19 protein-coding genes, 1 tRNA gene and 1 pseudogene are annotated in these 19018 nt (G+C 43.8%); 15 read left to right on the top strand and 6 right to left on the bottom strand.

The window, feature by feature from the left end:
• Nucleotides 1-6 precede the first annotated feature (6 nt).
• The 4 genes from HF992_RS01750 (at nucleotide 7) to HF992_RS01765 (ending at nucleotide 4359) form a co-directional block, all read left to right on the top strand.
• Nucleotides 7-1671 (top strand): carboxylesterase family protein, encoded by a 1665-nt coding sequence (locus tag HF992_RS01750; RefSeq protein WP_168548342.1) that lies wholly within the window; start codon nucleotides 7-9, stop codon nucleotides 1669-1671.
• A gap of 497 nt (nucleotides 1672-2168) precedes the next feature.
• Nucleotides 2169-3446 (top strand): CapA family protein, encoded by a 1278-nt coding sequence (locus HF992_RS01755; RefSeq protein ID WP_246201200.1) that lies wholly within the window; start codon nucleotides 2169-2171, stop codon nucleotides 3444-3446.
• Between the two features lie 265 nt (nucleotides 3447-3711).
• Nucleotides 3712-3936 (top strand): hypothetical protein, encoded by a 225-nt coding sequence (locus tag HF992_RS01760; RefSeq protein WP_168548343.1) that lies wholly within the window; start codon nucleotides 3712-3714, stop codon nucleotides 3934-3936.
• A 45-nt stretch (nucleotides 3937-3981) separates the two neighbouring features.
• Nucleotides 3982-4359 carry a hypothetical protein gene (locus tag HF992_RS01765; RefSeq protein WP_168548344.1) on the top strand — a complete coding sequence of 126 codons (378 nt, stop codon included), beginning with the start codon at nucleotides 3982-3984 and terminating at the stop codon, nucleotides 4357-4359.
• Nucleotides 4360-4537: 178 nt separating this feature from the next.
• Here HF992_RS01765 and HF992_RS01770 read toward each other — a convergent pair whose 3' ends face one another.
• Nucleotides 4538-5434 carry a helix-turn-helix transcriptional regulator gene (locus HF992_RS01770; protein ID WP_168548345.1) on the bottom strand — a complete coding sequence of 299 codons (897 nt, stop codon included), beginning with the start codon at nucleotides 5432-5434 and terminating at the stop codon, nucleotides 4538-4540.
• A gap of 219 nt (nucleotides 5435-5653) precedes the next feature.
• Between HF992_RS01770 and HF992_RS01775 the strand changes: the two genes are divergently transcribed.
• The gene (locus tag HF992_RS01775; RefSeq protein ID WP_168548346.1) at nucleotides 5654-6205 is read left to right on the top strand and encodes a DapH/DapD/GlmU-related protein; all 552 of its coding nucleotides are present in this window, start codon (nucleotides 5654-5656) and stop codon (nucleotides 6203-6205) included.
• A gap of 17 nt (nucleotides 6206-6222) precedes the next feature.
• Nucleotides 6223-7704 (top strand): family 1 glycosylhydrolase, encoded by a 1482-nt coding sequence (locus HF992_RS01780; protein WP_168548347.1) that lies wholly within the window; start codon nucleotides 6223-6225, stop codon nucleotides 7702-7704.
• Between the two features lie 166 nt (nucleotides 7705-7870).
• Here HF992_RS01780 and HF992_RS12325 read toward each other — a convergent pair.
• Nucleotides 7871-7993 (bottom strand): annotated as a pseudogene (locus HF992_RS12325) (IS630 family transposase); the annotation flags it as partial.
• A gap of 735 nt (nucleotides 7994-8728) precedes the next feature.
• Here HF992_RS12325 and HF992_RS01785 point away from each other — a divergent pair.
• The 3 genes from HF992_RS01785 (at nucleotide 8729) to HF992_RS01795 (ending at nucleotide 10531) form a co-directional block, all read left to right on the top strand.
• Entirely contained in the window at nucleotides 8729-9583 is an 855-nt protein-coding gene (locus HF992_RS01785) for an SGNH/GDSL hydrolase family protein (RefSeq protein WP_168548348.1), read from the top strand.
• Entirely contained in the window at nucleotides 9543-10151 is a 609-nt protein-coding gene (locus tag HF992_RS01790) for a YpmS family protein (protein WP_168548349.1), read from the top strand. Before HF992_RS01785 ends, HF992_RS01790 begins: the two co-directional genes overlap by 41 nt.
• Nucleotides 10152-10255: 104 nt before the next feature.
• Complete coding sequence (locus HF992_RS01795) at nucleotides 10256-10531, top strand: HU family DNA-binding protein (protein ID WP_168548350.1); 276 nt, start codon at nucleotides 10256-10258, stop codon at nucleotides 10529-10531.
• Nucleotides 10532-10613: 82 nt separating this feature from the next.
• Here the strand turns inward: HF992_RS01795 and HF992_RS01800 are convergent, their stop codons facing one another.
• Complete coding sequence (locus HF992_RS01800; protein ID WP_168548351.1) at nucleotides 10614-11870, bottom strand: hydroxymethylglutaryl-CoA reductase, degradative; 1257 nt, start codon at nucleotides 11868-11870, stop codon at nucleotides 10614-10616.
• Between the two features lie 22 nt (nucleotides 11871-11892).
• Entirely contained in the window at nucleotides 11893-12321 is a 429-nt protein-coding gene (locus tag HF992_RS01805) for a GNAT family N-acetyltransferase (RefSeq protein WP_168548352.1), read from the bottom strand.
• A 169-nt stretch (nucleotides 12322-12490) separates the two neighbouring features.
• Between HF992_RS01805 and tmk the strand changes: the two genes are divergently transcribed.
• Genes tmk through rsmI form a run of 4 tightly spaced genes read left to right on the top strand, consistent with a single transcriptional unit; the run spans nucleotide 12491 to nucleotide 15210 of the window.
• On the top strand, nucleotides 12491-13132 hold the full coding sequence (tmk, locus tag HF992_RS01810; protein ID WP_168548353.1) for a dTMP kinase: 642 nt from the start codon (nucleotides 12491-12493) through the stop codon (nucleotides 13130-13132).
• The gene (locus HF992_RS01815; protein WP_168548354.1) at nucleotides 13125-14009 is read left to right on the top strand and encodes a DNA polymerase III subunit delta'; all 885 of its coding nucleotides are present in this window, start codon (nucleotides 13125-13127) and stop codon (nucleotides 14007-14009) included. The genes tmk and HF992_RS01815 overlap by 8 nt, the downstream gene beginning before the upstream one ends.
• 12 nt (nucleotides 14010-14021) lie before the next feature.
• The gene (gene yabA / locus HF992_RS01820; protein ID WP_168548355.1) at nucleotides 14022-14342 is read left to right on the top strand and encodes a DNA replication initiation control protein YabA; all 321 of its coding nucleotides are present in this window, start codon (nucleotides 14022-14024) and stop codon (nucleotides 14340-14342) included.
• A gap of 1 nt (nucleotide 14343) precedes the next feature.
• On the top strand, nucleotides 14344-15210 hold the full coding sequence (rsmI, locus tag HF992_RS01825; RefSeq protein WP_168548356.1) for a 16S rRNA (cytidine(1402)-2'-O)-methyltransferase: 867 nt from the start codon (nucleotides 14344-14346) through the stop codon (nucleotides 15208-15210).
• Between the two features lie 300 nt (nucleotides 15211-15510).
• Here rsmI and HF992_RS01830 read toward each other — a convergent pair.
• Nucleotides 15511-15593: transfer RNA gene (locus tag HF992_RS01830), tRNA-Leu, on the bottom strand.
• A 60-nt stretch (nucleotides 15594-15653) separates the two neighbouring features.
• Nucleotides 15654-17201 (bottom strand): cardiolipin synthase, encoded by a 1548-nt coding sequence (gene cls, locus HF992_RS01835; RefSeq protein ID WP_168548357.1) that lies wholly within the window; start codon nucleotides 17199-17201, stop codon nucleotides 15654-15656.
• Between the two features lie 70 nt (nucleotides 17202-17271).
• On the opposite strand from cls, the gene HF992_RS01840 reads away from it, so the two are divergent.
• Both HF992_RS01840 and HF992_RS01845 read left to right on the top strand, forming a co-directional pair.
• Nucleotides 17272-17409: a hypothetical protein gene (locus tag HF992_RS01840; protein WP_168548358.1), complete on the top strand. Its 138-nt coding sequence runs from the start codon at nucleotides 17272-17274 to the stop codon at nucleotides 17407-17409.
• A gap of 34 nt (nucleotides 17410-17443) precedes the next feature.
• Nucleotides 17444-19000: a hypothetical protein gene (locus HF992_RS01845; protein WP_168548359.1), complete on the top strand. Its 1557-nt coding sequence runs from the start codon at nucleotides 17444-17446 to the stop codon at nucleotides 18998-19000.
• Nucleotides 19001-19018: the final 18 nt, after the last annotated feature.

Consider the following 19018-nt stretch of genomic DNA (forward strand, 5'->3'; position numbering starts at 1 on the left):
AAAGAGATGAAAAAAATACTTAGAAAATGGGCGACAGTACTAGGAATGGCTACAGTGTTCCTAGGTGGCTGTACGGCAACAAAACAGGACAACGCTTTTAACCAAGAGGTCGAGCAAACCATTAAAAGTGGTCCGATTAAGGGGCAAAAGGATGAAGACAATAAGGTGCTTCAATGGTTAGGTGTTCCTTATGCAACGGTTAGCGAGCGGTGGACGGCTCCCAAGCCTGTCGAATCCTGGAAAAAGCAACTTGATGCGACCAAGGCTGGAGAACCTGCTCTCCAGTTGTCTAACGGTGAAATTAAGGGTGTCGAAGATGCCTTAAATCTTGACATTGTAAGGCCAGACACTGCTGCAAAGGACCTGCCTGTGATTGTCTTTGTCCATGGGGGCAATAACCAGACAGGACTAGCGCAGGAAATCAAAGGAAACACCTTTGTTAATGATGTCAATGCTGTTTACGTCTCGCTCAATTACCGTCTGGGGGTTCTTGGCTTTAACCCATTGCCAGCTCTTAAAACAGGGACGGATGAGGAGAATTCAGGGAACTATACCTTGCTTGACTTGGCGGCTGGTCTTGACTGGGTCAAGGAAAATATTGAAACCTTCGGAGGAGATGCGGACAATGTGACGCTTGTAGGCTTCTCGGCTGGTGGTCGTGATGTGATGGCGACCTTGATTTCCCCTCTTTTTAAAGATAAATATGATAAGGCGATTTCCTTTAGCGGAGGGATTACTTTAGCAGATGAAACGGATAGTCAAGAAATCTTTGCTAAGGCGTTTGCGCCATTAGTGATTGAAGATAAGATGAAAGAAACAGAAGAAGAGGCTATCACTTGGCTCTTATCCGATGACAAGGCTGTCGCTGATTACCTTCATCAGATAGAAGGTGAGCGATTAGCGCCACTAATGGGCAATGCCGGTATTCGGATGTCTGTTTTCCCCCATCTTTACAAAGATGGTGTTGTCCTGCCAAAAGAGGGTTTTGAAACATCCAAGATAAATGATGTTCCCCTGTTACTGGTGACAGGAACCAGCGAGTTTTCCCTTTTTACAGCTTTTGATAAGTATTTTATGGAAGATTTTACTAGTGGTAATCTTTTTAAAAACGCGGATAAGATGGCTGAATTTCTTTATGCAAGAAATTACGGCGGGGACTTTTACCGTTTAGCTAACGGGGTAGAGAGTGCAAGGATATTAGCAGATCACTACCAATCACCGATTTATATTGGGGAAATTCAATATGGTGCCAATCCAGAGGTGACACCGACCTTAGCAAATGGCTTATCGGCTTATCACGGCATCTTTGAACCATTCTTGCAGTCACCATCTAATTATGCTACTTTGATTGGAGAAGATTTTTACAATGATGGGCAGGCGGCTCTGGCAAAGGCCTTTAAAGGCTATCTCAAAGATTTTATTGCTACAGCTAAACCAGGTCAGGATTGGAAGGCTTGGACCAAGGCAGGACAAGAGGTGCTCATGATTGATGCCGATAAAGAAAAAGCAATGATTGCCCTAACGAGCGATACAGAGACAGCAGAGGACGTGCTGGCGCGGATGGAAGCAGATGAGACCTTGACCGCAGAGCAGAAAAAGGTTCTCAATGAACAAGTTCTTAATGGTCGATGGTTTAGCCGAGTTTTGGATGAAGCCACTTCTAATGATTAGGAAAAGAAGGTAAATCTTAATGGTTGAATCATTGGTAGAGGTTAGTTTACATTCTTTCATTGTTTAGTCGCAAATTAAAGCGGTTGGACGGTAGGTCCAGCCGCTTTAACGATTTTAGAATAAAGAGCTTAGAAAGTCATAGCCTTTCAGAAAACTATCGTTACCATTGCCATTTGAGGAGTTGTTTTCGTTTTGATGGTACTTCGCTAGTTAGCAGTCTGACAGGAAGCACGATGAGACCGAAATTAAGGCTTGCATACCTAGCGTTACGTTGTTCAAAAGGTCCGTTGGATCTTTTGAAGTTAGAAAAAAGGTGACGTTGTCAGCGTCGCGCTGGCTGATCTTTCGCTAGTTTGGTCAGAGTTTAAAGGAGATGGCAGAAGTATCAAAGAGACAGCTATTAGGCGTTTGATATTCTCTTTTTGACTTTTCTAGGCCCTATTTCTTGCTTACAAATCTCTGGATTTTTGGTACAATAGGGGAAAAAGGAGGCCGTTATGGAAAGTTCAAGACGCTCTAAGAATGTGATAAAAGATAAGGGGATTTTGGGACTGGCTTTAGGGATGCTCACAGTTCTTATCCTAGGCTATGGCTTTTTATTTCACCAATGGCAAAAGGACAGCCCTAATCCTCTATCAAAGCAGGAGGGGAGTAGCAATCAAGCTACCAAAGATGAGAAGACTGCTCAAACAGCGCGTATCATGGCTCACGGAGACTTGCTTTATCATGATATTCTCTATATGTCAGCCCTGCAAACCGATGGCAGCTATGATTTTTCGGGGAATTTTGAATATGTCAAACCGTGGTTCGACCAAGCTGATTTGGTCATTGGGGATTTTGAGGGAACGATTGCTCCTGACCTTCCTTTAGCCGGCTACCCGCTGTTTAATGCCCCAGCTAGTGTCGCAACAGCTATCAAAGCTGCTGGTTATGATGTGCTTGACCTGGCTCACAACCATATTTTGGATTCTTATCTATCAGGGCTTATTTCAACGGCTAAGCTCTTTAATGACTTAGGGATTGCAACTGTAGGGGTTTATCCAGAGGGAAACCGTGAGGCAGCACCTCTCTTGATTAAGGAGGTCAATGGGATTAAGGTAGCAATTTTGGCTTATGCCTATGGCTTTAATGGCATGGAAGCCAATCTTACACTTGAAGAGCAAGCAGCCTATCTCTCGGACCTATCTCTAGAGCAGATGCAACAGGAGATTCAAGCTGCAGAAGAGCTCGCAGATGTGACCATTGTCATGCCTCAGATGGGGGTGGAGTATAGCCTAGAACCGACGCAAGAGCAAGAGGAACTTTATCACCAGATGGTGGAGTGGGGGGCAGATATCGTCTTTGGAGGACACCCTCATGTGGTTGAACCCGCTGAAGTCCTTGAAAAAGATGGGGAGCAAAAGCTGATTATTTACTCTATGGGGAATTTTATTTCTAACCAAAGGATTGAGACTATGGGCGAGACGCCAAATGCTCAATGGACAGAGCGCGGAGTCTTAATGGATGTGACACTAGAGAAAGTCGGAGATCGGACGCGGATTAAGACAGCAAAGGCCCATCCGACTTGGGTGAGCCGTGTTGAAAATGGAAGCTATTCCCCAGAAGGGTTTGCGCTTTATGATTATAAGACATTGATTCTGGAAGACTTTATTTCAGGGGGGCCACATCGTGAGATAGTGACTCCTGATACTCAAGCGCGTATTGATACGGCTTATGCGGAAATGAATGCCCTAGTGGGTCTGAACTGGGAGGACCAAACAGGGATGACCCCTTAAGTTACGGTTTGTCTGACTTGGACAGTGAGGAGATTGCCCAAATGGACGACATTGAAATGAATGGTTTGAATGTTTATAAGAGACAAGAGGGTTTTTGTATTGTCTTTATTTGCAACAAAATACAATTGGCGGTATAATAAGAGTGTTGAAAGGCTTTATGTTAATTTTTGCGCTTAGATGTTTTAGAAAAAAATAACATTTAAGCGATTAAATCTATTGTCTACGGGCGCGCAGCGCAAGGTTGAACCAGTTGCTTCAGGTCTCGATGATGTGGTATTACAACCATAGACGGGCACTCCTATTTTCCGGAACAGCAGGCTTTCTCTATTGGCAAGCCATTAGCGATAGTGGAAATGGTGTAGATGGTAACGGGTTTACGGCTCCAATCGGTGACGGTGCTTACCTCGCGATCCATAGTAAAAACGGGACATATTTCAAAACCTATAATCCTGCTAATGGGTCATACGATATTGTTTCTAATCCCATTTAATATCGTTACCTATAGGTGTGAAAGGCACAAAGACTGGAGGGTAAAATGAACAAAAATCGAATTGTAACGGTCGTCTCTCTGATTGGGATCACTCTTTTAGGGGTAATCATGTTCCAATCAAAAGTTCAAGGCTCTACGAATGCAATGGCTGGAGACACTATTCCAGATAATCAAACCATTCGGATCATGGCTGAAAAACTTGGAGACGCTAGCGAAGAAGAGGTTGATGCTTACTTTCAAGCGTTTGATGATGATCAAAAAATCATCGCTGATTCATCGGGAGGATTTTTGACCTCAATTGATGGCCGTTATACTGTATCTAAGAGACAGGATTGGACGGGTAGGACCATAGAACAATCATTTGATGATCCTAAGGTCGCTGCCACTATAGGAGAAGTGAAGGCTTACTTAAAAGCGCATTAAGAGTTGAACGCTTCTCGTTCCTAATAAAGCCTTTCAATCGTTGTTGCTCCACACGACTTAAAACTTAAAAAGTGTTTAAATGGCGCTAGTTGTGCTTTTCTGACAGTTCAGAAGAGAACAGCTGGCGCCAAATGTTCGTTATCGTGTTTTTGTCCTGTATGTCCAGATAGATAGTGACCTAAGGGGTTTTTAGTTGATTAGCCTTTCGGTATTGGCTTGGGGTCTGGTGATAATAGTTGCGGAATTGACGATTGAAGTTGGAAAGGTTGTTAAACCCGACTTCCTCGGCGATTCTTAGGACAGATTTGACGGTGTCCTTTAATTCTCTGGTGGCGACCAGTAGCCGGTAGCGGATGATAAAGTCCATGGCTGAGGTACCTGTTTGTTGCTTAAAAAAAGTCATAAAGTGCGTTTCGCTATAGCCGGCAAAATCAGCCAGATCTTTGATAGTCAGATGGCGGTGGTAATTAATCTGAATAAATTCGATGACAGCTCGAATCTTGTCGTTTTTGCGATAGGAGTCCTCTGTTGATTTTTGGCGAACATAGTTGTGTCGATAGAGGGTATAGATGAAATGGCTGAGCTGGGACTTGAGTTCTAGTTCATAAAAGGCAGGCTTCTCTCTCTCTAGAACAATAACTTGTTCAATGGTTTGTCGTAATTCAGTATAACCAGGATCATTAGGCTGGATTCTCATAACGAACTTAGACTGAGCATGTTGCAAAGGATGTAAAAAATGGATACTGGCTTGGTCCATTTGCGCAGCGCCTAAGAGATCTAGATGAAAGATGAGATTATCGGTAATGTGACTGCTATCGGCAATCGGGTGGATAGAATGAAGGCCATTGGGGCGGATGAGGATAATATCATCTTGTTGACTGACAAAACGGTCGTAGTCAATGTGGAAATTGGCGCTCCCTTCCCGAACCAGAATCACTTCCATTTCCTGGTGCCAATGAAAGAGAATATCTGGAATGCCTTCGATGACTTCAATGTGCTTGATGGTGATTGGCAGGAGCCGATTTTGATGCTGAACAGCTTGACGGTAGTCATGGAGAAATTCGTGAATGGCCATTTAAACCCTCCCTCTTCTTCTAGTTAAGATAATAGTATCAGTTTTTAGGAGAATAAGTCAAGAAAAAATAACGGCCGTGGCTTATACTAGAAGTAGTTCAGTAGAATAGTGATTGATAAATCTGAAACAGGCTATTCTCTGTCACTGATTTTGCGTGGCCAAGCTATTTTCCAAGGCTATTTGGGGTGGCTAGCCCTGCGTTAATGAAAAGGAGTAGAAATGACGGAGACGAGGAAAGGGGAATTTATCCCTCAAGGCGATCAGCGTTTTGCCGCCATTCATGAACAGGTGGAAGCGAATCGCCCCTATTTTGCCATCTTGCAAGATGCGAATACCAGTCGTTCACAGGTAGAAGAGGTTTTTCTAACCATGACTGGTCAAGCACTTGACAGTAGTGTTGCCATTAACCTCCCTTTGTATACCGATTATGGGGCAAACATTCGTTTGGGCAAGCATGTTTTTATTAATACTGGCGTCATGTTAACGGATTTAGGGGGGATCGAGATTGAGGACCATGTCCTGATTGCCCCTTTTGTTAAGATTTTGTCAGTCAATCATCCTGTTTCTCCCAAGGAGCGTAGAGGACTACTCCTTCAGAAGGTTCATCTCAAGGAGAACGCTTGGATTGGAGCAGGGGCAACTATTCTACCCGGTGTGACTGTCGGTAAAAATGCCATCGTCAGCGCAGGGGCTGTCGTGACCAAAGATGTGCCTGATAACACTATCGTAGCGGGTATACCGGCTAAAATCATTAGGACTATTGAAGCATAAGAAAAAAGGAGAAAAAGATGTCTAAATTTCCCAAAAACTTTTTATGGGGCGGTGCTATCGCTGCTAACCAAGCTGAAGGAGCTTACAACGTTGACGGTCGTGGTCTCGTTCAGACCGATGTAACGACAGGAGGTTCGGTCAACACTCCGCGTTATACTACCTTTATTGATAAAGATGGCAAACCAGGGAAAGTAGCTTCCATGGGACATATGGGGCACATTCCTGAAGGAGCTAAATTTGCGGTTTTAGAGGATTATTATTATCCAAATCATGATGGTGTTGATTTTTATCACCGTTACAAAGAAGACATTAAACTCTTTGCCGAAATGGGCTACAGTGTCTTTCGCTTGTCCATCTCTTGGGCTCGTATTTTCCCAAATGGTGATGATGCTGAGCCAAATCAGGCAGGTCTTGATTTCTATCGTTCTGTTTTTGAAGAATGTCGCAAATATGGAATTGAGCCGCTCGTTTCTATCTGGCATTTTGATACGCCATTATCGCTTGAAGAGCGCTATGGTGGCTGGACCAATCGTAAATTGATTGATTTTTATGTACGATATGCGGAGACTATTTTCAAAGAGTATAAAGGTCTTGTGAAATACTGGCTCACCTTTAACGAAATCAACGGAACAATTATGTTTATGGAGTTTGGTGGGGACAATGTTCCAGATAAGGCCTATCAAGATGCCTATCAGCACCTTCACTATCAATTTGTAGCCAGTGCCCGTGCAGTAAAATTAGCCCATGAAATCGATCCTGACTATAAAGTGGGAAATATGATTTGTGGTATTACGTATTATCCAGCTACCTGTGACCCAGCCGATATCTTGCTCAACGAACATAAGTGGCAGCAAAATATCTACTATTGTGGGGATGTTCAAGCTAAAGGAAAATACCCAACCTTTGCGAAACGTCTTTGGAAAGAACGCAATGTTGAGCTAGATATTACAGAGCAAGATCTAATTGACCTACGTGAAGGTAAGGTAGATATGTACACCTTCTCTTACTACATGTCGAATAATGTGACAACGCATACCGGTAATGAGACAGTAGGCGGAAACTTCTCGCATGGTACCAAAAATCCTTACTTGACTTATTCGGATTGGGGATGGGCACATGATCCATCTGGTTTGCAATATTACCTTGAAAAGATGTACGATCGCTATGAAATTCCAATGATGGTTGTTGAAAATGGCTTAGGTGCATTTGACACGGTCGAAGAAGATGGTTCTATTCACGATGATTATCGGATTGACTACCATAGAGCGCATATCAAAGCCATGGGTGCTGCCATTGACAATGGGGTGGATTTGATTGCTTATACGACATGGGGCTGTATTGACCTCGTTTCAGCAGGGACAGGTGAAATGCGCAAGCGCTATGGCTTTATCTATGTTGACAAGGACGATGCTGGCAATGGAACGTTTGACCGCACTCCAAAAGATTCCTTCTATTGGTATAAAAAAGTTATCGCATCAAATGGAGAGGATTTGGATTAAAAAATCTTATTCAGTGATGGTAGTGTAGACTCCTTAGTCAGAAAAAGAAGGAGCTTGAGACAATAGTCTCCCTGACTAACCCAAAAAAGCAACGGATTTGCCGTTGCTTTTTGCATGGTTGCGGTAGTCTTGGTAAAATAGAATGGTTCACTAATACGCATTCAACATCAAAATCTGAAAACAACCAATTTCTATGAACAATAGTTTTCAACACAGACCAATGCAGGCTTTGGATCACCTCTTGTCGCTTATCAATGACCTCATCAAGCGTCTTAAAGTGTTGCCTTTTCAAAACAAAGCCAAAAATAGTTACAATGAGTACAAAAAGTCCTAAGCCATAATTTTTTAAGTACCGACATTGCGTTTTTCTCCTCTACCTAAATACTCGACTATCCCTACACCGTTTGAAACCAACTATTTCTTATCAGGGTACATCGAATGATACACATCAGATAGTGAATCGGTTACACTAATCTAGACAGATTTTATAAAGTGTTCTAGACTAAAAAATACGTCGCCACTTACTTGACCGCGAACGTTAAGCAACGAACCATTGATCTGCACAATGTCGGTATAAAACGAAGCGCGCTGATAAAGGAATACGAGTTAACACCATTGACCTTTGAAAGAGGAGGAGACCAGCCAAAACAAATAGTTTCTTCAAGTCTGTTAATCATCTAACGGATGAGTAGCGGGAATTGATTAAAAACAGAAAGTGTATACAAATCGGTCTAAACTACCAAAGAGCAATGGATAAGCAAATCATCGCTTAACCAAAAATGCTTTATAAAAATTGTACAGAAAAGAGTTGCCTTTTCATGGCTAATTCTGGTGGTCGTGAAAAGTGCCTCTTTAGGCTAAAAGTTGTAATGATTTAGGACTAAGTCGCTTATATGAAAACTGGTTCTTTGCGTTTGTAGATTGTCAAGAAAATGCCATTAGCCTGCCAAATTCCTTCGGTTTTGGTATAATAATCTCATCAACAGGAAAATGACGAGTGATAATGTGATGAGAGGAGAATTTTATGAAAAAATGGCCTTTTATAAGCGGCGTAATGGGTATTTTTATCAGTTTTCTGGTTTTCTCATCTTTTTTTCAAGCAGTGATACCGATGGCCACTCCTAGATTAGCGAAAGCCTCTCTGCAGAGCGCTGTGGCTCCGCCATTTCACTTGGTTGCAATTGGTGATTCGTTAACCGAAGGGGTCGGCGATTCGACTGGGCAAGGCGGGTTTGTCCCTCTGCTAGCCCAGCAAATTTACCATGAGCAGGGCTATGAGGTGGCAATGGCCAATTATGGCGTGGCTGGCAATACGAGTAAGCAGATCTTGAAACGCATGAGAAAAGATAAGACCATTAAGCAAAGTCTTCAAGAGGCCGACCTGTTAACGTTGACCGTCGGAGGTAACGATATTCTGCATGTTATTCGTAAAAACTTGGATAAATTAACCGTTAAAACCTTTCAAAAACCTGCTAAAGAATATAGTGAGCGCTTAAGAAAAATAATTGATTTGGCCAGACAGGAGAATCCGGACCTACCAATCTATGTCCTGGGGATCTATAATCCTTTCTACCTTAATTTTCCTGAATTGACTGAAATGCAGACAGTTGTCGATAATTGGAACCAGACTACTGAAGAAACGGTGATGCATTATAAACAGGTTTACTTTGTCCCGATTAATGACAAACTTTACAAAGGGATCAATGGCGAGCAGGCTCTGACGGAGAATGTGACTGGACAGTTCAGGGTGGTCAACGATGCGCTCTTTGAAGAGGATCATTTCCATCCGAATAATAATGGGTATCAGATTATGAAGGCAGCAATAATGGAGAAAATGAATGAAACAAGTGAGAGTTGGCAAAGAAAAAAAGAAGATTAATTGGTGGAAATGGCTCTTTATCCTGTATTTAGGAGCTCAGCTGGCTTTTGTCCGTGTCGTCTGGCAACGGATACAAGCTAAACGAGAGGACTTGACGCTAGTATCTTCTGATAATCAAGCCCAGCTTCAGATGGGTACCTTTACAACCAATAGGGATCAACTCAATCAGACCTTGAAGGCCTATCTTGGAGCTTATCAGTCCAAAACCTTTACCTATGAGGTCTTTGTAACGGAAAGAGAAGTGGTTTTTGAAGGAACTTATGAAATTTTAGGAGCCAAGATTCCACTTTATATTTATTTTACGCCTTACAAAGATGAGAATGGTGCAGTAGTACTGGATGTAGCAGAGGTGTCGGCAGGGACCTTGACCTTGCCTAAGTCTGAGGTTTTGAAATATATCAAAAAAGCTTATCCCTTCCCAGATTTTATCCAAATTTCAGCCAAGGAAGGGCGGATCATTGTCGATCTACCCCATCTGACCAATAAGTTCGGCATTGTTGTGACAGCTAAAACCATTGATCTTTATAATGATCACTTTATTTTCGAAGTCTTTAGAAAAACCAATTAAAAAAGGAAAAACAGCTTTAAATACTTGACCTGATAGGTATTTTAGGATATGATAGTATCTGTTAGAGCAAGAGCTCATCAAAAATTTTTGGAGGAATTAGCACAATGGCTAACAAACAAGATTTGATCGCAAAGGTAGCAGAAGCTACAGGTTTGACTAAAAAAGACTCTTCAGCAGCAGTAGATGCAGTATTTGCTTCAGTAGCAGATTACCTTGCAGCTGGTGAAAAAGTTCAATTGATCGGTTTTGGTAACTTTGAAGTGCGTGAGCGTGCTGCCCGTAAAGGTCGCAACCCACAAACTGGTAAAGAAATCGAAATCGCAGCTTCTAAAGTTCCTGCATTCAAAGCTGGTAAAGCTCTTAAAGACGCTGTTAAATAATTTAGCATTAAAAAGCCTATTGTATCAACGTTTCTACGTTGTGCAATAGGCTTTTTCGGTATTTTCCGATTAAAAAATGGTGCTAGTCGGAGTAGGAGGCTCTCAGTTCTTCTAAGAGAGTTTTCGCTTGTTCTAGATTAGTGTGCTGACTGTCTCTTAGTTTTTGAGCGATAGCTTCAACCTCAGTCCCTTTGGCGCCTGCTAATAAGGCGAGAGATTTGGCTTGTAATTTCATGTGTCCAGCTTGAATGCCGGTGGTAACGAGGGCTCTAAGAGCGGCAAAGTTTTGCGCTAAGCCGACAGCGGCAATTAGGCCTGCCAGAGTCTTGGCATCAGGATGTTGAAGAAGATCAAAGGCGAGTTTGACTTTGGGATTTAGACCGATAGAGCCACCGACTGTCGCAATTGGCATGGGGACGGTTAAATTGCCTACCAGCTCTGTATCCTCAATGGTCCAGTTGGAAAGGCCTCTGTATTGACCGTCTTGGCAAGCATAAGCGTGACAACCTGCTTCGATAGCTCGCCAGTCATTGCCGGTAGCCAGAACTAGGGCGTCAATGCCGTTGAAGATTCCCTTATTGTGAGTGGCAGCCCGATAGGGGTCAATTTGGGCAAGACGGCTGGCTAGGGCCATTTTTCGGGCGGTTTCCTGTCCACCTGGAATCTGATCAAAGGCGATTCGACAAGTGGCGGTAACGAGAGATTCGGTAGCATAATTGGACAAGATGGCCATGAGGGCTTGGCCGTTAGATAGCTCTACTAAATAGGGTTTGATGCCTTCCAACATATTGTTAATCATATTAGCGCCCATAGCTTCTTTGACATCAGCTAGCAGGTAGACGATTAAAAAATCTTCTTTGGTATCTAAGCGAATAGCCCTAGCCCCTCCTCCGCGTTTTAAAATAGACGGGTGCGAAGCATTAGCTAAATCCAGGATTTCTGTTTGGTGCTGGCGGATAGCAACCTTAGCCTTTTCTAAATCAGGGAGATCATAAAGGGCAACTTGGCCAATCATGAGGCGCTCGTGGCTATTAGTGGTAAAACCACCAGATTTCCCGATAATCTGGCTGGCATAGTTTAGGGCCGCGACCACAGAAGGTTCCTCTGTGACTAGGGGCAGGGTATACGTCCGACCATTGACGACGATCTCTGGGACAACACTCATCGGCAGGGCAAAGGTTCCGATGTGGTTCTCCGCTATCTGTCCAGCAATGTCTTCAGGAAGGTTACGGTCAATGGTTAGGGTCTCGATGGAGTCAGGGGTTAATGTTTTCGTTGTAGTGAGTATATGGATTCTTTCTTGGCGTGTTTTCTTATGAAAACCACTGTATAGGCTCATAAAGCTCTCCTTTTTATTGGTGTCAGTTGCCTCTGTTATTGGATTGGCGAAAATAGGCAATCAGTTGTCCTTCTTGCAATGATTTCATGCCTAAATTTCGGTAAAATTGATTTGCAGTCGCGTCGTTTAGGTCGGTGTTGAGTTGGAGTTGCCGAACATGGCTGTAGTGGTCCCAGATCTTTTTTAGAAGCGTCCGACCGATACCTTGTTTCTGATGGTCTGGATGAACCAACAAATCTTGAATCACTACAATAGGTTCACCATCGCCAATACAGCGGATAAAGCCGACCAGGGTCTGTTCTTTAAATGCTCCTAAAAGGTAGAGCGAATTTTCAAATGCTCTCTCCAAGGCTTCATCATTGCCGAGATAGTTGGTCCAGCTGACACTTTCGTAAAGCTGTCGAATAGCCAGTGTTTCTTGCGCGTAGGTGAAAGGTTTAAAGCAAATCATAGGACTCCTCTCTGTGAGACTATTATACCACATCTACAGACCTACCCTACACTGGGAAAGGAGTGCTTGCTGTTTATTTGACAAACAAATATGGTCGGCAATAGTCACTAGAGACATGCTTTTTTGGTGAAATTTTGTTAAAATGGAGAGACGAATGGAAGGAGACAAGATGGCAAAGGGGATCGTGATTTCAGTAGAAGGACCAGAAGGAGCTGGAAAAACCAGCGTTGTCAAGGCCTTGTTGCCGAGGCTTGAGGCTTATGGGGAGGTCTTGACGACCAGAGAGCCTGGAGGTGTGCCGATTGCAGAAAAAATTCGAGAGGTTATCCTGAATCCTGAACATACGACGATGGATGACAAAACAGAGCTCCTGCTTTATGTCGCTGCCAGACGCCAGCACCTCAAAGAGCGTATCCTACCTGCCCTTGAGGAGGGCCAGATTATTTTAGTTGATCGCTTCATTGATTCGTCGGTTGCCTATCAGGGTTACGGTCGCGGCCTTGCCCCATCCGATGTCCACTGGCTCAATCGCTTTGCAACAGATGGGCTGGTGCCTGACTTGACCTTGTATTTTGATATTGATGTGCGAGAGGGCTTATCGAGAATTGCTCGGTTTAGAGGGCATGAGGTCAACCGTCTCGACTTAGAGAGCGTCAGTCTCCACGAACGTGTACGGGAGGGGTATTTGGCTATTTTAGAGGAAAATCCTGAACGCCTAGTTAAGATAGATGCTTCACAACCTTTGGAAACTGTCATTGCAGATGCCTGGTCAGTGATTGAGTCTACCTTAGGGGAGCGTTTAAATGACTAGGGCAGACTTGAAGCGCTGGCAGCCTCAGTTATATAAAGCCTTTAGTCACTTGGTGCAGTCTGGTCGAATGGGGCATGCGTATCTCTTTGCTGGGGCTTCTGGTCAGCTGGAGATGGCCTTGTTTTTGGCCCAGTCCCAGTACTGTGAGACGCCAGAGGCGGGCTTGCCTTGTGAGACCTGCAGGCCCTGTCGCTTAATCGCTCAGGGAGAATTTTCGGATGTTAGACTGCTAGCGCCGACCAATCAAATCATCAAAACCGACCTCGTAAGGGAAATTTTGCAGGAATTTGCTCAGTCAGGTTTTGAAACAGATCACCAAGTCTTGATCATTCAAGAAGCGGATAAGCTTCACCTCAATGGTGCTAACAGCCTTTTGAAATTTATTGAGGAACCTCAGAGCAACATCAGGGTTTTTCTCCTGACAGATCGGGAGGACAGTATCTTGCCTACCATTAGGAGCCGGTGTCAGGTTTTTCATTTTCCGAAAAATCGAGCGGTCATGATTGAAGATTTAGAAAAAGAGGGTTTGCTGAAGACACAAGCCCAGCTCTTGAGTGATTTGTGTCCAACCGTTGAAGACGCTGTGGCTCTTGGCAAGAGCACTCATTTTCAAGACCTGCTAAAGGTTTGTGAGCAATGGACCATGCAGGTGCTAGAGGGACAGGCGAAGGCTTATTTAACGGTGGCTAAAATGGCCTACCTGGTCCAGGACAAATCTGAACAGGGGCAAGTCTTTGACTTGTTGACGTTGCTTCTGGCAAAAGAATTACCGGCTAAGTCTGCTCAAGAGGCCTTGGTGGCTTTACTAAAAGCGAAAACCATGTGGCAGGCCAATGTGTCCTTTCAAAATGCACTAGAGTTTATGATAGTAAGTTAGAATGAGGAATGTATGGAAAAAAGAAGCCATTTTGAGGCTTTAGAAAACCTTTCAAAGGATTTGTTTTCAACCCTAGCTGAGGTTGAAAACCTTAAAAAATATTTACAGGATCTGATGGAAGAAAATACAGCTCTGCGATTGGAAAATGATAAGCTAAGAGAGCGTCTCGATCAGCTCCAATCGCCAGCAGAGGTCAAGCCAAGAAATCAAGGGATCAGTAATCTTCAAAAAATCTATGAAGATGACTTCCATGTGTGTAATGTGTTTTATGGTCAGCGTAGGCATGATGGAGAAGATTGTGCCTGGTGTTTAGAATTGCTTTATAGGGATTAAGATGCACAGACAAGAATCATTTCGCAACCCAACCGAATCAGGCGTCCTTTATCTGGTTCCGACACCGATAGGGAACTTAGGAGATATGACTTTCAGGGCCATCGAAATTCTGAAGTCAGTGGATTTGATTGCAGCAGAAGATACGCGCAATACAGGGATTTTATTGAAACATTTTGAAATAGAGACTCGGCAAACCTCCTTTCATGAACACAATGCCTACGGCAAGATTCCTGAGCTTATTGCCCACTTAAAGCAGGGGAAGAGCCTAGCTCAAGTATCGGATGCGGGCTTGCCATCAATCTCAGATCCGGGGCATGATTTGGTCTGTGCGGCTTTGGCAGAAGAGATCAAGGTGGTGGCTCTGCCGGGGGCTTCTGCGGGCATTACTGCTCTGATTGCTTCAGGTTTAGCACCACAACCTCATGTGTTTTATGGTTTTTTGCCCCGTAAGTCAGGCCAACAAAAGCAATTTTTTGAGGCTAAAAAAAACTATCCAGAGACCCAGATTTTTTATGAATCTCCTTACCGCATCGCAGATACTCTGACCAATCTGTTAGCTGTTTATGGGGAACGCCAGGTAGTTCTTGTCAGAGAGTTGACTAAGCTCTATGAGGAATTCTTGCGAGGAAGCATCTCTGAGGTCTTAGAGTATGTGGCAGAAAAGCCGCTTAAGGGAGAGTGTTTGTTAATTGTGGCAGGCTGGGATGGTTCAGAAGAAAGTTCTGAGGCTGAAGAACCTGTGGATATCGTTGCTGCTGTCCAGGCCTTGGTGGACCAGGGACAGAAGACCAATCAGGCGATTAAAGGCGTTGCCAAACAGACCGGTCTGACCAGACAAGAAGTCTATAATCGTTACCATAACTTATAATTGATCCTAAAAAGAGCAACAGGTTGCTAAAAAGACAAGTGCCTGTTGCTCTTTTGAGGGAATACTAGCCTAACGGATTGTTTAGATAGATAATCTTTCTCAGAACCTCCTTACATAGCCGTAAAAAAGAGTATTTTTGAAAATGCTGCAAGATTGCATAGGACAAGTCCATTGAGGGGATGCATGCTGATCATTATATATAGGTGACAGTAAGTCACTGTCATTGGAAAGAGTTGACAAACTAAAAACCCAGTTATCTCAAGCGCAATAGGGCCAGAGATAACTGGGTTTCTTGATTTATGCGGAGGAAGGGATTTGAACCCTCACACCCGTACGGGCACATGCGCCTGAAGCATGCGTGTCTGCCGTTCCACCACCTCCGCAAGGGATAGTAATATCATACACGATTTTGGTGGAAAAGGCAAGTTATTTTTTCGATACTGCTAAAGCATAGGTGCGAAGACTTCGACAATGCCCTTGATCAGTTTGTGGCGTTTGCTGATTTTTAGAGTATCATCAAAGATTTCTTGAGATACCGAAAGGGCTTCTAGGAAGTCTTTTTTGCTGTCCAAAATCACTGGAGAATTGTACATAAATACGGCATTTTCATAGTGGTGAACGAGACTACGGTAGTCTAGATTGATGGTGCCGATAACTCCATAGATATCATCAACCACAAAGTTTTTACTGTGAATAAAGCCTGGGGTATATTCAAAAATGCGAACACCAGCTCCTCTAAGCTCGTCGTAGGCCGAACGGTTAACAATCTGAATAAGCGGCTTGTCTGCGATAAAGGGCATGAGAATGATGACTTCAACGCCACGGAGAGCCGCATTTTTCAAGTCTTCTGTCAAATCATAGTCGATGATGAGATAAGGCGTGGTGATGTAGACATAGTGCTTGGCCAGCTTGAGGAGATTGAGATAGACAATTTTACCGACGGGACGCGGGTAGATAGGCTTAGGCCCCGAGCCATAAGGGACATAGATGGCTCCGTCGCTATCAACGGGTTGCGTCATGTTTTGATAGTGGTTAAAGTCTGACACTTCAATGGAATTGATGTCCCAATTGAGCAAGAAGAGCTTGGTTAGCCCTTGCACGGCTTGACCTTCCAGGCGCATGCCACCGTCTTTCCAGTGTCCAAAGCGTTCGATGGCATTGATATATTCATCAGCTAGGTTGATGCCTCCAGTATAGCCAATTTGGCCGTCGATGATGGTCATTTTGCGGTGGCTTCGGTTGTTGTAGACGACAGAAGCTCTAGGGGACATGCGATTAAATTTGGCTGCCGTGATACCTAATTGTCGCAAGTGGTTATCGTAATCATTGGGCAGGGTTACCATGCACCCAATATCGTCGTAGAGAAAACGGACTTCAACCCCTTCTGCTACCTTTTCAAGAAGGATTGCTAAAATGGCATCCCACATTTGACCAAGTTCTACGATGTAATATTCCATGAAGATAAAGTGCTTGGCTGTTCTGAGGTCTTGTAATAATTGTTGCCACAGGTCTTCGCCGAGGGCAAAATAGGAAGCTTGAGTTTCCTGGTAGGGTTGAGCGGATGGATCGATAGTCAGAAGGGCGTGAAGGTGGTTGTAGGTTGTAGGATCTGTTTGTTGCAATTTGGCCAGAATGGGGTGTTCTTGAGGCGGAAGCACATGTCGAAGGGCTCTATTTTCGATTTTTTTAAAATGCTGCCGCTCTGTTTTATCAATTCGTCGTTCAAAAAACATGAGATAAAAAAGGCTTCCAACACCGGGCAGGACAAAGATGATGACTAGCCAGGTCACCTTGTTTTCAGGTGCGGTATTGCGGTTGATAATGGACAGGATGGATCCGATGTAAATGAGACCGACAAGTGTCCATAAAAAAGGTGCCTTATCCGCTAAGAAGATAAAAAAGAGGATAATGGCTAGTATTTCAATTAAGATGGCCAAGGCACAAAACAGGTAAAAACCAAATCGATAAAGGTGGGTATAAAGCTTTTTCATACCTAAAGTATAGCAAAAATTCGAAAAAATAGAAAGGGACTACGGATAAAGAGGTAGGAGGAGGTTTAGGATGGGAGACGAAAAGAAGATTGAAGAGAGGTCCTTTGTTTTTAGAACATTTAGGGAATTGGAGGATTTAGCTAGGCAAGGAGACACAGAGAGCCGATTTAGGCGACAGGAAGTTCATGACACGGTCTCTACTTTTTGATATACTAGGAGGGTATCGAGTAAGGAGAAGTGAAATGAGTTACAGTCGTACCAATCGCTTGCGGCATCAAGGCAAGCATTTAAATCACCCAGAAGGAAGAAGGCCTTCGCTTAGACAACTGAGGGTCAAACTACCGTGGTTCTTGCTCTTGGGTCTGAGCGCGTTGATGAGCCTACTGAGCGTGGCTAATCCCTTGTTAATAAGCTTTGCAGATAGCCTTCAAACTCAAGCTCTCTATACCGGGCAAGCCTTTTTAGCAGGCCGAGTGCCCTACATGGACTTCTACAGTTCAGGAGGTTTGGTTTACCATTTTCTTCTCCTATTGGGAAGTATCTTAGGCAATCCTCTTGCACTTATGTTAGTCCAATTTGTACTGGTCCTGGTGGCAGGTGTTGCGTTTTACAAGTGTCTTTTTCGATTGACAGGACTAGATGTGCTCAGTCGCCAGATGCTCTTGGTCTTTTACCTTTGTTTGGGAATTTTGGCTTGGGGAGGCCTTTATGCCCCACTCTTTGCTTTGCCATTTGTATTATATGGTTTGCTTTTTTTACTGGAGTATTTTGCGGGTGAGGCAAGGGATGAAGGCTTCGTTCTTTATGGCATTAATGGGGCTCTGGTCTTCTTGATTGATCCTAAAAGTAGTCTTTTGTGGCTGATAGCCGGTTTAGTATTAGTGGGTTATAATATCAAACAAGAGCGAAAGGCAAGAGGAGTTTACCAATTCTTAGGGACCGTCTTTGGCTTTAGTTTAATCCTGTATACAGTGGGGTACTACACCATTTTGTATCAGAATGTCGGTGCAGCCATTGAGCAGACAGTGCTGGTTCCTCTGCAATCACTTGGGCACTGGCAGGAAGAGCCCATGTTTTTCTTCTTTTTGTTAGCTGTTTATCTCTTGGGGACAGGGTTGTTGACTAGTTTGGTCTACGGTGGGTTTAGTCTCATCAGACCTGAAAATCGTGCCAGTAAGGTCTTACTTTATCTAACGATGCTTGTGGCGGTAGCCCTTGTCTTGTTGACCCCTCACTTTTCGCCGTCACATCTTTTACTAGTCCTGCCTTATGGGCTCGCCTTGACAGCTAGTTACATCGCAGAGCGGTCAATCGTTAGCCAACCCAACGATTTAGAAGGGGAAGAGACGGCAGAGGAATGGCTTGGAAATGCAGAGCCTGTGACGTCTTACTGGGCTTTAAATGCTTTTTTACCGATCTTGGCTTCGCTCTATCTCATTGCCTATCCTGCTTGGCTCTGGTTTGATCAAGGTGCTGTTCAGGCAGAACGTGCGACTGTAGCTAGCAAGATTGCTGAAGAGACGACTAAGACAGATTTGATTTACGCCTGGGACAACAGTGCTTCCATTTATCTCATGAGCCAACGGTTTGCCTCGGCAGAAATCATTACGCCAGATACTTACAAGGTAACGGAGGACCAACAAAAAGCACTGGCTTTGGCTTTAGGGTATGATCGTGCTAAAATTGTGGTGGTTAATCAAGACCTAGATTTGCCAGAGACGGTAGCCCATCACTTGGAAGAAAATTACCAAGAAATGTCTTTGGAGGCAAAACAGTTTAAGGTATATCAGTTAAAATAAATACAATATATTGTGGTT

The organism is Streptococcus ovuberis (assembly GCF_012396585.1).
In the GTDB taxonomy this organism is placed as follows: Bacteria; Bacillota; Bacilli; order Lactobacillales; family Streptococcaceae; genus Streptococcus; species Streptococcus ovuberis.